Origin of the sequence: Pseudomonas sp. P129 (assembly GCF_020312195.1) — a bacterium.
GTDB lineage: Bacteria > Pseudomonadota > Gammaproteobacteria > Pseudomonadales > Pseudomonadaceae > Aquipseudomonas > Aquipseudomonas fragariae.
Map to the genome: position 1 here is coordinate 1 of NZ_JAGPYS010000017.1, position 12,931 is coordinate 12,931.

The 12,931-nt window shown below is 61.7% G+C and carries 15 protein-coding genes; 4 read left to right on the forward strand and 11 right to left on the reverse strand.

Translation table 11 applies throughout. The annotated features are described in order from the left end of the window. Positions 1-684: 684 nt before the first annotated feature. A complete protein-coding gene (locus KBY02_RS24455; RefSeq protein ID WP_004408189.1) occupies positions 685-1,518 on the forward strand; it encodes an ion transporter in 834 nt (277 codons plus the stop codon). Positions 1,519-1,594: 76 nt separating this feature from the next. Further along, a complete protein-coding gene (locus tag KBY02_RS24460) occupies positions 1,595-2,620 on the forward strand; it encodes a sulfate ABC transporter substrate-binding protein (RefSeq protein ID WP_004408188.1) in 1,026 nt (341 codons plus the stop codon). A 59-nt stretch (positions 2,621-2,679) separates the two neighbouring features. On the opposite strand, the gene KBY02_RS24465 is transcribed toward KBY02_RS24460, so the two are convergent. From KBY02_RS24465 to ccmA, 10 genes are read right to left on the reverse strand one after another with little or no spacing between them, the layout of a single operon-like run. Further along, positions 2,680-3,087 (reverse strand): hypothetical protein, encoded by a 408-nt coding sequence (locus KBY02_RS24465; RefSeq protein ID WP_004408187.1) that lies wholly within the window; start codon positions 3,085-3,087, stop codon positions 2,680-2,682. 11 nt (positions 3,088-3,098) lie between these two features. Continuing rightward, on the reverse strand, positions 3,099-4,298 hold the full coding sequence (gene ccmI / locus KBY02_RS24470) for a c-type cytochrome biogenesis protein CcmI (RefSeq protein WP_129449742.1): 1,200 nt from the start codon (positions 4,296-4,298) through the stop codon (positions 3,099-3,101). Next, positions 4,295-4,765: a cytochrome c-type biogenesis protein gene (locus tag KBY02_RS24475; protein WP_024659629.1), complete on the reverse strand. Its 471-nt coding sequence runs from the start codon at positions 4,763-4,765 to the stop codon at positions 4,295-4,297. The genes ccmI and KBY02_RS24475 overlap by 4 nt, the downstream gene beginning before the upstream one ends. After that, complete coding sequence (locus tag KBY02_RS24480; protein WP_024659628.1) at positions 4,762-5,298, reverse strand: DsbE family thiol:disulfide interchange protein; 537 nt, start codon at positions 5,296-5,298, stop codon at positions 4,762-4,764. Before KBY02_RS24480 ends, KBY02_RS24475 begins: the two co-directional genes overlap by 4 nt. Further along, a complete protein-coding gene (locus KBY02_RS24485) occupies positions 5,295-7,268 on the reverse strand; it encodes a heme lyase CcmF/NrfE family subunit (protein WP_032655001.1) in 1,974 nt (657 codons plus the stop codon). The genes KBY02_RS24480 and KBY02_RS24485 overlap by 4 nt, the downstream gene beginning before the upstream one ends. Before the next feature lie 3 nt (positions 7,269-7,271). Further along, positions 7,272-7,739, reverse strand: coding sequence for a cytochrome c maturation protein CcmE (ccmE, locus tag KBY02_RS24490; RefSeq protein WP_004417065.1), 468 nt, complete (start codon positions 7,737-7,739; stop codon positions 7,272-7,274). Next, entirely contained in the window at positions 7,736-7,912 is a 177-nt protein-coding gene (gene ccmD / locus KBY02_RS24495) for a heme exporter protein CcmD (protein ID WP_011268404.1), read from the reverse strand. The genes ccmE and ccmD overlap by 4 nt, the downstream gene beginning before the upstream one ends. Further along, entirely contained in the window at positions 7,909-8,712 is an 804-nt protein-coding gene (locus tag KBY02_RS24500; protein WP_004408171.1) for a heme ABC transporter permease, read from the reverse strand. The genes ccmD and KBY02_RS24500 overlap by 4 nt, the downstream gene beginning before the upstream one ends. Before the next feature lie 54 nt (positions 8,713-8,766). Further along, positions 8,767-9,438, reverse strand: a complete 672-nt coding sequence (gene ccmB, locus KBY02_RS24505) for a heme exporter protein CcmB (RefSeq protein WP_004408170.1) — start codon at positions 9,436-9,438, stop codon at positions 8,767-8,769. Next, positions 9,435-10,082, reverse strand: a complete 648-nt coding sequence (ccmA, locus tag KBY02_RS24510; RefSeq protein ID WP_024640414.1) for a cytochrome c biogenesis heme-transporting ATPase CcmA — start codon at positions 10,080-10,082, stop codon at positions 9,435-9,437. Before ccmA ends, ccmB begins: the two co-directional genes overlap by 4 nt. Positions 10,083-10,271: 189 nt before the next feature. Here ccmA and KBY02_RS24515 point away from each other — a divergent pair, with 189 nt between their 5' ends. After that, on the forward strand, positions 10,272-11,897 hold the full coding sequence (locus KBY02_RS24515; protein ID WP_032655005.1) for a flagellar hook-length control protein FliK: 1,626 nt from the start codon (positions 10,272-10,274) through the stop codon (positions 11,895-11,897). Further along, complete coding sequence (locus tag KBY02_RS24520) at positions 11,897-12,220, forward strand: EscU/YscU/HrcU family type III secretion system export apparatus switch protein (RefSeq protein ID WP_003370273.1); 324 nt, start codon at positions 11,897-11,899, stop codon at positions 12,218-12,220. The genes KBY02_RS24515 and KBY02_RS24520 overlap by 1 nt, the downstream gene beginning before the upstream one ends. Before the next feature lie 21 nt (positions 12,221-12,241). Here the strand turns inward: KBY02_RS24520 and recR are convergent, their stop codons facing one another. After that, positions 12,242-12,844, reverse strand: a complete 603-nt coding sequence (gene recR / locus KBY02_RS24525) for a recombination mediator RecR (RefSeq protein WP_004408165.1) — start codon at positions 12,842-12,844, stop codon at positions 12,242-12,244. Positions 12,845-12,931: the final 87 nt, after the last annotated feature.

Genomic DNA, 12,931 nt, shown 5'->3' on the forward strand with positions numbered 1-12,931 from the left:
ACCGCATCAAGCTGAAGCTAAACGGCTTGAGCCCCGTAAAATACAGGGCTCAGGCGGCGAGCTAAAACTGTCCAACTTTCGGGGGGCAGTCCACCGCGTGGGAATGCAGTTCGTGACGCTCTGCGTCACACAGCGGTTTTTCGTTGTCAGGTGGATAGGGTTCGGCTCAGGTCACCTTTTCGCCCCTCGGCGACCTACTTTGATGGGGCCAAAGTAGGCAACCCCCCTCGCTCCGGTTTCCGGCCCGACTTCGTCGGGTTCCTTCGCCCTGTCACTGATCCGGGGGTCGCCGCAACGGGCCCTCCATGGCCCGGTGCGGCTAGCCTGGCGTCCTGCCAGGCTACCCCCGGATCAGCGCCAGGACTCAGCCGTCACTAACGTCGCATTCTGCGTTGTCAGTGCCATCGTGTTCGAAAAGCATTTCGGTGGTAGTTAATGCGATTTTGACTATCGTTCCTCACGCTCCGCGTGGGAATGCCGTTCGTGACGCTCTGCGTCACACAGCGTTTTTTTGATGTCAGGTAGATTGGATTGAGATTCAACTAAGGTCACCTTTACGGCGGCTATAACGACCTCTTCCCGAGCCAGCGAAGCGTCGCCCGGCTCGCTCCCAGGGTGCTTGTGTGCTTGCACTCAACCACCCAATGCTCCTAGGCTCTCCCGATCTTTGATTCGGGAAGCACCATGGACAGCTCTCTCAGCCGCCGCGAGCGGCTGCATATTGTTATTTTCGAGGCCAATACACCTGCCGGGCGGATGTTTGACAAGGCGGTGCTGGTCGCGATTCTGCTCAGTCTGCTGGTCACTATCATCGACAGCATCGAGAGTATTCATCGTGATTACGCGATGCTTTTCGCGTGGATCGAATGGGGCTTCACGCTGATGTTTGCCATCGAATACATGCTGCGCCTCTATTGCTCGCCACGGCCGCTGAAGTACGCCTTCAGTTTCTACGGGTTGGTGGACCTGCTGGCGATCGTGCCGGGCGTGCTGTCGATCTATTACAGCGATGCGCAATACCTGCTGATCGTGCGGATCATCCGTATGCTGCGGATCTTCAGGGTGCTCAAGCTCGGCACCTACCTGCGCCAGGCCAATTACCTGCTGGCGGCGCTGCGTGGCAGCAAGCAGAAGATCATCGTGTTTCTGGTCACGGTGTCTACGCTGGTCACGGTGTTCGGCACACTGATGTATGTGATCGAAGGTCCGGAGCATGGTTTCACCAGCATTCCCAAGGGCATTTACTGGGCCATCGTGACCCTGACGACGGTGGGCTTTGGCGATATAGTGCCCAAGACCCCGCTCGGCCAGATGCTCTCCTCGCTGGTGATGATCACCGGTTACTCGATCATCGCCGTGCCCACCGGGATATTCACCGCCGAGCTGGCCAACGCCATGCGCGGCGAGCAGCTGAAACACGATTGTCCGGTGTGCTCGAAAAACCTTCACGAGCATGGCGCGGCGTTCTGCTCACGCTGCGGCAATCAATTGTTTACAAAAACAGAGCACAAGGCATAAGCAAAGATCTTTTCGGTCTTTAAACCGCAGGCACGATGCTGATAGTGTCGCGGCATTACGCCATCAGGCTTGTCACATGACGCTTCATCTCAAGGACCTTGCAGTGATTAAACTCTTCGCCGCCTCGCTACTGGCCGCCGGCCTGGCTTTTGCCAACGCTGCCCAGGCAGCTCCGCCGCTGCTCAACGTCTCCTATGACGTGATGCGTGATTTCTACAAGGACTACAACAGCGCCTTCCAGAAGCACTGGAAAGCCGAGAAGAATGAAGAGGTGACCGTGCAGATGTCCTTCGGCGGGTCGAGCAAGCAAGCGCGTTCGGTCATCGACGGGCTGCCGGCTGACGTGATCACCATGAACATGGCCACTGACATCAACGCCCTGGCCGACAATGGCAAGCTGGTGCCGGAAGACTGGGTCAGCCGCCTGCCAAACAACAGCGCGCCCTTCACCTCGGCCACGGTGTTCATCGTGCGCAAAGGCAACCCGAAGGCGATCAAAGACTGGCCGGACCTGATCAAGGATGGCGTCGAAGTCATCGTGCCCAACCCGAAAACCTCGGGCAACGGCCGCTACACCTACCTGTCGGCCTGGGGCTACACCCTGAAAAAAGGCGGCGATGAAGCGGCGGCGAAGAAATTCGTCGGTGATCTGTTCAGCCATGTGCCAGTGCTTGATACCGGCGGCCGTGGTGCGACCACTACGTTCATGACCAACCAGATCGGCGACGTGCTGGTCACCTTCGAGAACGAAGCGGAAATGATCGCCCGTGAATTCGGTCGCGACCAGTTCGAAGTGGTCTACCCGTCCGTGTCGGCAGAAGCCGAGCCACCGGTCAGTGAGGTCGACAAGGTCGTGGACAGGAAAGGATCCCGCCCCCTGGCTGAGGAATACCTGAAATACCTGTGGTCACCGGAAGGCCAGGAAATCGCGGCCAAAAACTACCTGCGCCCGCGTGACCCGCAGGTGCTGGCCAAGTATACGGATCGCTTCCCGAAAGTGGACTTCCTCTCGGTGGAGAAAACCTTCGGTGACTGGCGCACAGTGCAGAAGACCCACTTCATCGACGGCGGTGTGTTCGACCAGATCTATCCGGGCAAATAAGCCGCTCAGGCAATGCAAAACGGCGACCTGCAAGGTCGCCGTTTTTATTCAAGCCTGAATCATTTACTGAACTGTTTGCCCAGCCCTGCCGGCACGCCACTGACATCAGTCGCCTGCCACGGACCGTTGGGGCTGGTTGCCCAGCTCCAGCCGTCATTCCACTGATAGTAGGTGCGCTGGCGATAGAAGGTATTGGGCTGATCGTCCATCACGTACACGCCCAGGCGCGGGTCCCAGTGGCTACCGCCGCCCGGTGGCGGCGCGAAGCTGGCCGAGGATTTCGGCGCTGCGGCAGGCGCCTTGGCAGGCTCCGAAGGCGCGCTACTCGGACGCGGCGCGCCGGGCTGCTGGCCACCCGGCAGGTTGAGGATCGGCTCCTGGCTATGTGGCGGTGCCGGATGCTGGACAGCACAGGCACTCAGGCCAACGACCAGACCCAACAAGGTGATGCGTGCGGTACGGTACATAAGCGAATTCTCTAGTTATCCGGACTGTCAATGGTCAACGCCTGCTGAACCCCGGAATCACTGGCCAGTGGCTGACTGCGGCCGACCCACTCACCGGTGGTTGGCTGCCCTGCGCGAGACACTCGCGCAACCAGTTGGACTTGCGCAAAGTTCGACAGGTTCAGTTGCGGCATCATTGCGTCGGCATTGCTCAGTTCCACCTCGGCAGGCAAGTCCGCCACGGTAATGCGTTTGACCGCCAAAGGCGCCGCCGGGCCATTGATGGCGCGGGCGAAGATGAACACGCTGTCGTTCGGCCTTACCTTGCCTTGAAGCGCCGCAGCCAGCTCGACATGAATTTTAATCGACTTCGCCTTAACCGCAGGAGCAGGCGCCGCGTCTGCAGGGCGTTTGGCGAGGTTTTCTCTGGCGCGGGCAATGCCGCCTTCCAGCGCCGAACGCGATGCGTCATCTGCGGGCAGCGCCGCGAGCAACCGGGTCCAGTAATCCACCGCCGCCTGATAGCGCTGAGTTTCGAAAGCGGCAATCCCCAGCAGACCAAGGCTGGTGACTTCCCTGGGGTCAGCCTGCAGCGCTTCGTCGGTCAGCGCCTGCACCTGGGGTGTGAAGTGCTTGTCGCTGGCGAAATACAGCGCCTGAGCCCATTGTCCGAGCAACTCGGGCTGCCGTCCGGCCAGCGCTACCGAACGCTCGAACATCTGCGCGGCATCACCCGGGCGGTTCTGCGCCATGTAGCTGCGCGCCAGAAAATACAGGTTTTCGGCTGAGTCCGGTTGAGCCTGCACGCTGCGCTCCAGACGCTGGGTCATGTCTGCCAGCGAGGTCGGTGGTCGAGCGAATTCGCGACTCAGTTCAACCCGGTCGCTAGCCCCCAGCTGGAGATAGCCCGCCAGCCCCAACATCGGGACCAGCAGCGCAGCAAGCACCAGCAAGGGCTTGCCCAGGCGCGAAGTCCGGTCGGGCTCCGCACCTTCGGTGTCGGCAAGCAGCTCGCGCGCTGCTTCGGCACGTGCAGCCTGCAGTTGCATCACCGACAACACGCCCTGCTCCTGCTGAACCTGCAATTCGTTCAGTCGCTCCTGATACAACGCCACGTTCAGAGCCGTGCGGTCTTCTTCCCGTTGCGCGCGATGGCCGCGCAACAGCGGAATCAGCAAGAAGCTCAGCGCAACCACCAGCAACAGCCCGGTTGCCATCCAGAAATCGATCATGGGCGGTGCTCATCCAGCAAGGTGGCAAGACGCTGCCTTTCATCTTCGGAAAGCTCATCGGCCTGTGCGGATTGCGCCTTGCGGCGTCGGCTGACGATAAAGCCGATCACCGCCAGCCCGCCGACCAGCAGAGCGGCGGGCCCGAACCACAACAGCCAGGTACGCGCATTGAGGCTCGGCTTGTAGCGAACGAAATCACCATAGCGATCGACCATGAAATCGATGATCTGCTGGTTGCTCTGCCCTTCGCCCAGCATGCGGTAGATTTCCTTGCGCAAATCAGCGGCAATCGGCGCATTGGAGTCGGCGATGTCCTGGTTCTGGCATTTCGGGCAACGCAGTTCTCTGGTCAGTTCGCTGTAGCGCGCGCGCTCGGCGTCGTCGCGAAAGGCATAAGCGTCGATGGCCGCTTGAGCAATGCCTGAGCACAGCACGCTGAGCAGGACGATCAACAGACGGCGCTTCATGGCCGTGCCTCATCAACCAGTTGCTGATAACGCGCGGCAAACTTTTCGCGCCAGACTGCGTCGTCGATGACCCCGACGTGTTTGTAACGAATGATGCCTTGAGCGTCGATCAGGAAGGTTTCCGGCGCACCGTACACCCCCAGATTGAGCCCCAGAGAGCCGTCCTGATCACGAATATTCAACTGATACGGATCATGAAATTCCTTGAGCCATTTCAGCGCGTCGGCGTTGACGTCCTTGTAATTCACGCCATAGATCAGCACGCCCTGCTGCGCCAGCCGGGTGAGCACCGGATGCTCCACCCGGCAGGCCACGCACCAGGTGCCCCAAACGTTGACCAGCGCAGGTTTGCCGAGCAGATCGGCACGGCTCAACATCCGCTCGCCCTGCACCGCCGGTAGCGAAAATGCCGGAAAAGGCTTGCCGATCAGTGCCGAGGGCAGCTCGGCGGGGTCCAGATACAAACCGCGATACAAGAACGCCGCGACGCCCAGAAACAGCACCAGTGGCAGTACCATGACCCAACGTTTCATTGTGCAGCTCCCGACATACCCAACGCCTCGCGCACCTTGTTCTTCACCCGGGTGCGATAACGCCGGTCCAGCGCCGCCAGCACCCCGCCCAGACCGGTCAGCAGGCCGCCAAGCCAGATCCAGCGCACAAACGGTTTGACATGAACCCGAACGGCCCACGCGCCATCGCCCAGCGGTTCACCCAGGGCGACATACAGGTCACGGCTGAAACCGGCATCAATGCCCGCTTCGGTCATCATCGACTGCTGCACGGTGTAGAAGCGCTTCTCCGGGTGCAGTTCGGTCAGTTGAACGCCATTGCGCAGCACGCGAACGGTGCCCCGATCCGAGGTGAAGTTCGGCCCTTCATAATGCCGGGCGCCCTCGAAGACAAAGGTATACCCACCCAGTTCGGTGGACTCGCCGGGGGCCATGCGCAAATCGCGCTCGGCGCTGTTCTGGCTCGACAGCACCACACCCAGCGCGCACACGACAATGCCAAGGTGCGCCAGCTGCATGCCCCAGTAGCTGCGGGTCAGACTGCGTGCGCCGCTGATCAGCCCCTTGTGGCGAGTCTTGTCGAGCAGGTCGCGAAACCCGGCCAGCAGCACCCAGGCGGCGAGCATCAGGGTCGCCAGCACCGCCCACTGGAAATCGCCCAGCAGCAGACCGGCAAGCACCGCCAGAACAACGCTGCCAATCAGTACCGGGGCCAGCATGCCGAGCAGCCATTTCAGCGGCGTGTCCTTCCAGCGCACCAGTACGCCGACCGCCATCACCACCAGCAGCAAGCCCATCAATGGCACGAACAGTGTATTGAAGTACGGCGGCCCGACCGACATCTTGGCGCCGCTCATGGCATCGATCACCAGCGGATAAAGGGTGCCCAGCAGAATCATGGACGCAGCAACCACCAGCAACAGGTTATTGCCCAGCAGCAGGGTTTCCCGCGACCACAGACCGAATCCAACGTGGCTTTTGACCACCGGTGCGCGAATCGCGAACAGGGTCAGCGAGCCACCCACCACGATCAGCAGGAACATCAGGATGAACACGCCGCGCGCCGGGTCCGAGGCAAAGGCGTGCACGGAGGTCAGCACCCCGGAACGGACCAGGAACGTGCCCAGCAGGCTCAGTGAAAACGCAGCAATGGCCAGCAATACCGTCCAGCTCTTGAACACGCCGCGTTTTTCCGTGACCGCCAGCGAGTGAATCAGCGCAGTGCCCACCAGCCAGGGCATGAACGAGGCGTTTTCCACCGGGTCCCAGAACCACCAGCCGCCCCAGCCCAACTCGTAATACGCCCACCACGAGCCCAGGCTGATGCCGATGCCGAGAAAGGCCCAGGCCACCAGCGTCCACGGCCTGGACCAGCGCGCCCAGGCAGCGTCGAGTCGACCGCCGAGCAAGGCGGCGATGGCGAATGCAAAGGCCACGGAGAAGCCGACATAGCCCATGTACAGCATCGGCGGATGCACGATAAGGCCAATATCTTGCAACAACGGGTTCAGATCACGTCCATTCGCGGGCATCTGCGGCAACAGACGCGCGAACGGATTTGAGGTGAGGATCAGAAACGACAGGAAACCCAGGCTGATCATGCCCATCACGGCGAGGACCCGCGCCAGCATCACCTGCGGCAGCTGTCGGGAAAACACCGACACGGCGAAGGTCCAGCCACCGAGAATCAATGCCCAAAGCAGCAACGAACCTTCATGCGCGCCCCACACGGCGCTGAACTTGTAGTACCAGGGCAGCGCGGTGTTGGAGTTCTGTGCAACGTAGGCGACAGAGAAGTCGTCGACCATGAACGCGTAGGTCAGGCAACCGAAGGCGAAGATCAGAAAGCTGAACTGGCCCCAGGCTGCCGGACGGGCCAGGCTCATCCACAAGCGGTCACCGCGCCACGCGCCGATCAGCGGAATGATGGCCTGCACCAGCGCAAAGCCGAGTGCCATAATCATGGCCAGATGGCCGAGTTCGGGAATCATCGATCAACCCTGTTTGACGGGTGTGGGAGACGCAGCCGGTGCTGCCTGACCGCTGTCCCGCAGGGCCTTGGTGACCTCGGGGGGCATGTACTTCTCGTCATGCTTGGCCAGTACCTCGTCGGCCACCACTACGCCCTGTGCATTGAGTTTGCCCAGCGCCACGATGCCCTGCCCTTCGCGAAACAGATCGGGAAGAATGCCTCGATAGGTGATGGTTACCGACTTGTTGAAATCGGTGACCACAAAACGCACGTCCAGCGAATCGGCCGAGCGCTGCAATGAGCCCTTTTCGACCATGCCGCCGGCCCGAATGCGGGTATCCAGTGGCGCCTCGCCATTGGCGATCTGGCTGGGGGTGTAGAACAGGTTGATGTTTTCCTGCAAGGCGCTGAGAGCCAGGGTCACGGCCAGACCGACACCGGCCAGCAGCGCGACAATGATCAACAAGCGTTTTTTGCGTAGCGGGTTCACGGGCGATTCCCCCGCTTCAGGCGACGCGCCTGCTGTTTCAGAAAGCGCTGCCGCGCCCATAGCGGCAGCGCCACGTTGATCAGCAGCACCACAAGGCACAGGCCGTAGGCCGACCAGACAAATACCCCGTGGCGACCCATGGCAAGAAAATCGCTGAACGATGCAAAACTCAAAGCGTGTTCTCCGACTGCGCTGCTGTGTGCCCCAGGCTGCGCAGAATCTCGGCCTTGACCCACTGGGTGCGCGCTTCGCGACGCAACACTTCAAGACGCATGCGCATCATCAACAGCACGCCGAACAAGCAGTAGAAACCCAGCGTGGTGAACAGCAGCGGCAGCCACATTTCAGCCGGCATGGCGGGTTTCTCCGTGAGGCTGAACGTCGACCCCTGATGCAGGGTGTTCCACCACTCGACCGAATACTTGATGATCGGAATGTTCACCACGCCGACGATCGCCAGCACCGCGCAGGCCTTGGCGGCGCTGTCGCGGTTACTGATGGCATTGCCCAGCGCGATCAGGCCGAAATACAGGAACAGCAGAATCAGCATCGAGGTCAGTCGCGCGTCCCAGACCCACCATGCCCCCCAGGTGGGCTTGCCCCAGATCGCGCCGGTCGCCAGCGCCAGCGCGGTCATCCACGCGCCGATGGGTGCAGCGCAGTGCAGCGCGACATCGGCCAGCTTGATTCTCCAGACCAGCCCGACCAGCCCGCACACGGCCAGCATCACGTAACAGGACTGGGCGAGCATCGCGGCAGGTACGTGGATATAAATGATCCGGAAGCTGTTGCCCTGCTGGTAATCCGGCGGCGCGAACGCCAGGCCCCAGACCATGCCGATGACCAGCAACAGCACAGCGACAACACTCATCCAGGGCAGCAGGCGTGCGCTGACGCGATAAAAACCTTTCGGCGAGCCGAGCGTGTGCAGCCAGGCCCAACCGATGCTGCTTTTCATGGCGTTGCTTTTCATCAGGGTACATCCAGGGTGTTGACCGGCATCGAAGTCTCGATCCCGGAACCTCAATTATTCGCCGATGCTGATTTTCAGGCCAGCGGCTATCGCAAAGGGTGTCAGGGTGATCGCCAGCGCCGCCAGGCTGGCCAGCCACAGCAGATAGCCAGTCGCCGGCATGCCCTGCAGCGCGGCTTGCAATGCACCGCTGCCCAGAATCAGTACCGGGATGTACAGCGGCAGAATCAACAATGCCAGCAGCAGGCCGCCACGCTTCAAACCCACGGTCAACGCTGCACCCAATGCGCCCAGCAGGCTGAGCACCGGGGTGCCCAGCAGCAGCGAAACCATCAACACCGGCAGGCACTGCACCGGCAGCCCGAGCATCAATGCCAGCAAAGGTGACAACAGTACCAGTGCCAGCCCGGAAAAAACCCAGTGTGCCAGCACTTTGATCAGCACCAGAAGGGCCAGCGGGTGCGGCGAAAGGACCCACTGCTCCAGCGAGCCATCCTCGAAATCACTGCGCAACAGCCCGTCCAGCGACAGCAGCACGGCCAGCAGTGCCGCCACCCAGACCAGCCCCGGCGACAAGGTTTGCAACAATTGCGTCTGCGGTCCCAGCGCCAGCGGGAACAGGGCGACCACGATCGCAAAGAACACCAGCGGGTTGGCCAGCTCTGCCGGGCGCCTCGCCAGCAGCCGCACCTCACGAAGCATCAGCAGGACAAACACATTGCTCATGCTGACCATTGCCCCAGGTCGAGGTCCCGATAGCCCGCAGGCAGGCGGTTCAGGCTGTGGTGGGTGGTCATGACAATCATACCGCCGTGTTCACAGTGCCGGGCGAGATGGTTTTCCAGTTGCTCGATGCCTTGGCGGTCGAGCGCGGTAAACGGCTCGTCGAGCAGCCAGAGTGGCGGGCCCGGCAGATACAGACGTGCCAGCGCGACGCGACGCTGCTGCCCGGCCGACAAGGTGTGACAGGGCACATCCTCGAAACCTGCCAGGCCGACCGCATCGAGCGCGGTGGCAATGGTATCGGCATCGGCACCGTCCGGCTGGTGAAGTGCGCTGAGCCAGGACAGGTTTTCCAGCGGCGTCAGCACATCCTTGATCGCTGGCGCATGACCGATCCACAACGGTTTGCGGCCCGGTGCGGCGGGCTGCCGGCCCAGTGGCTGCGCGTCGAGCAGGATTTGCCCGGCCGTTGGCTGCATCAGCCCGCACAGCAGGCGCAGCAGGCTGGTCTTGCCGCAGCCGTTGGGACCGCTGATCTGCAGCATGTCGCCTGTGTGCAGGTGAAGATCGAGGTTTTCGAACAGCATCCGCCCGTCCCGCTCACACGCCAGAGCCGTCGCTTGCAAAAATGGGGTGGCTGGGATCATCGGGCGTTTCCAGTGTTTTGCGTCGCGAAATGTGCCAAAACAGACACATACGGAGTAAAACGCGGTTCAAGTCGGGGTTGATACGGCCGTTACATGAAGAGAAGTTAATGGCGGCTGGTCCGGTTTTGGCCGGTATTATACATGCGAGTCCTGTTATCAAAGGGGCAATTTCCTCGGGTCGATAGTTCAATGACAGGCGACATCACCAGCGTTCCGGCAACAAACGCCACTCTGACACTGTTGCGCGCCGGCATCTCCCCCGCGCAAGTGCTGACCATGCTGCAATCGGCGGAAAATCTGATCCCCGAAGGCGAAACCGCCAACGCCGAAGTGCTGACCCTCAAGCAGGTCAACCAGAACTTCCAACTGCTGTTGCGGCTGGTGCTCGCCAACGGCAGCCTGACCAATTTACCGGTCACCAGCAGCGTCCCGTTCACGCCCGGCAGCCTGCTGCAAGTGTCGCAGGCGTCGGCTAACGAGCTGACCTTGACGCTGCAGCAACTCAACAGCGCGATGAAAAACTCGATGACCAGCATCGATACCCGACAATTACCGGTCGGCACGCTGCTGCAGGGCAAAGTCATGACCAGCCAGGTGATCGCTCAGGCGGTCAATCAACTGGCCGGCCAGAACCCGGCCGCTGCGACGCCCACCTACCGCTCCATCGTGATGCTGCTCAACACGGCGCTGGCGGGTTCCAGTCTGACCATCGAGAGCCCGCAGCCGCTGACGGTCGGCAGCCTCTTGAGCGCTCAGGTACAAGGCAATCAGGCACTCAACTTCGTGGCCCTGCCCGGTCGTTTCGACCAACTGGCCGTGGCGCAGCAACTGTCCGCACAGCAAAATCGCCAAGGCTCGCTGGACACCCTGATCAACGCCCTGCAAAACCTGCAGTCCGGCAGCCCGACCAGTAATAACTCGCCCATCAGCGCACCGCTGCAGGCCAGTATCAACCAGTTGCTCGCCGACCTGCCCGACGTCGAGCAGATGACCACGCCCAAAGGCGTGGCCCAGGCGTTCAACGCCAGCGGCGCTTTTCTGGAAGCCAGGCTGCTGGCCGGCTTGAACCCGGCGCAAATGCCGGACATGAAGGCCAACCTGATGCGCCTGATCGCCCAGATCCTTCCCGGCCTGCCGGACAATATGTCTTACGGCGCAGCGGCGGCCTCCAATACCCTGGCGCGCACGATGCCCAATGCAATCCGCAATGCGCTGGGCACCCTGGGCCTGGTTGCGGCACGCACTCAGCCCAGCATTTTTCCGTTGCCATCGCGCACGGTCGGCGGTGGCGAGAAGGAGGATGATCTGGAAATCCTCCTCAAGCTCGCGGCGGCTGCTGTCTCACGCCTGCAGAGCCATCAACTGGGCGGGCTGGAACAGACGCGTAGCAACGCCGACGGCACCCAGGTGACCACCTGGCAGCTGGAAGTGCCGATGCGCAACGCCCACGACATTGTGCCCTTGCAGGTCAAGGTGCAGCGTGAAGACAAGCCGGATCAGGAAGCGGCCGAAGACCGTGATGGTATCGAGATCAAGGACACCCGGGAAAAGCTCTGGAAAGTCGACCTGGCGTTCGACCTCGAACCGTTGGGCCCCTTGCAGGTGCATGCGCAACTATTGCGCGGCACACTGTCCAGCCAGCTATGGGCCGAGCGCCCCGACAGCGCGGCATTGATTGAACATGAACTGGGGTACTTGCGCGAACGGCTGATAGCCTGCGGTCTGGAGGTGGGCGAACTGGCCTGCAGCCACGGCGCACCGCCGAGCGGTCCGCGCACCGCGCTCGAACAACGCTGGATTGATGAGAACGCCTGATGAGCCTACCCGATCACACTCCGCGCCAGGCTATCGCCCTCAGCTATGACGGCCAGCACGCCCCGACGCTCAGCGCCAAGGGCGACGACCAGTTGGCCGAGGCCATCCTGGCCATCGCCCGCGAATACGAAGTGCCGATCTATGAGAACGCCGAACTGGTCAAGCTGTTGGCACGCATGGAGCTGGGCGACAGTATTCCAGAGCCGCTGTACCGCACGATTGCCGAAATCATCGCGTTCGCCTGGCACCTGAAAGGCAAATTTCCAGCAGGTCAGGACCCGGACGCGCCGCCTGTCGAACGCGATATCACGCCGCGCTACTGACAGCCGAGGCGCTGGTCGGCATCACATTGCAATCGGCTTGCGCCCTGCAAACGAATGCGCCAGCGTGCCACCGTCGACCAGGTCCAGCTCGCCACCCAACGGAACGCCGTGAGCAATGCGCGACGCGACCAGGCCCTTGTCGTGGAGCAGTTGGGCGATGTAATGCGCCGTCGCTTCACCTTCCACCGTCGGATTGGTGGCGAGGATCACCTCGGTGAAGGTGCCCTGCTGGCTGATGCGCTCCATCAATTGCGGAATGCCGATGGCCTCCGGTCCCAGGCCGTCGAGTGGCGACAGGTGGCCCTTGAGCACGAAGTAACGACCGCGATAGCCAGTCTGCTCCACCGCATAGACATCCGTCGGGCCTTCCACCACACACAGCAGCGTGTCATCACGCCGCGGGTCTGCGCATTGCGGGCAGAGTTCCTCTTCGGTCAGCGTGCGGCATGAGCGACAGTGACCCACGCCGTCCATCGCCTGCCCCAATGCCTGCGCCAGCCGCGAACCGCCGCTGCGGTCGCGCTCCAGCAACTGCAACGCCATGCGCTGAGCGGTTTTCTGACCGACGCCCGGCAGCACGCGGAAGGCATCGATCAACTGGCGAATCAGGGGGCTGAAGCTCATGGAGAAAAATCCGACAAAAACACAAGACGCGGTTTATACCCGCGCGTTGCCGTGAGCGTCAATTAAGGTGTTCAACCCAGCGACCAA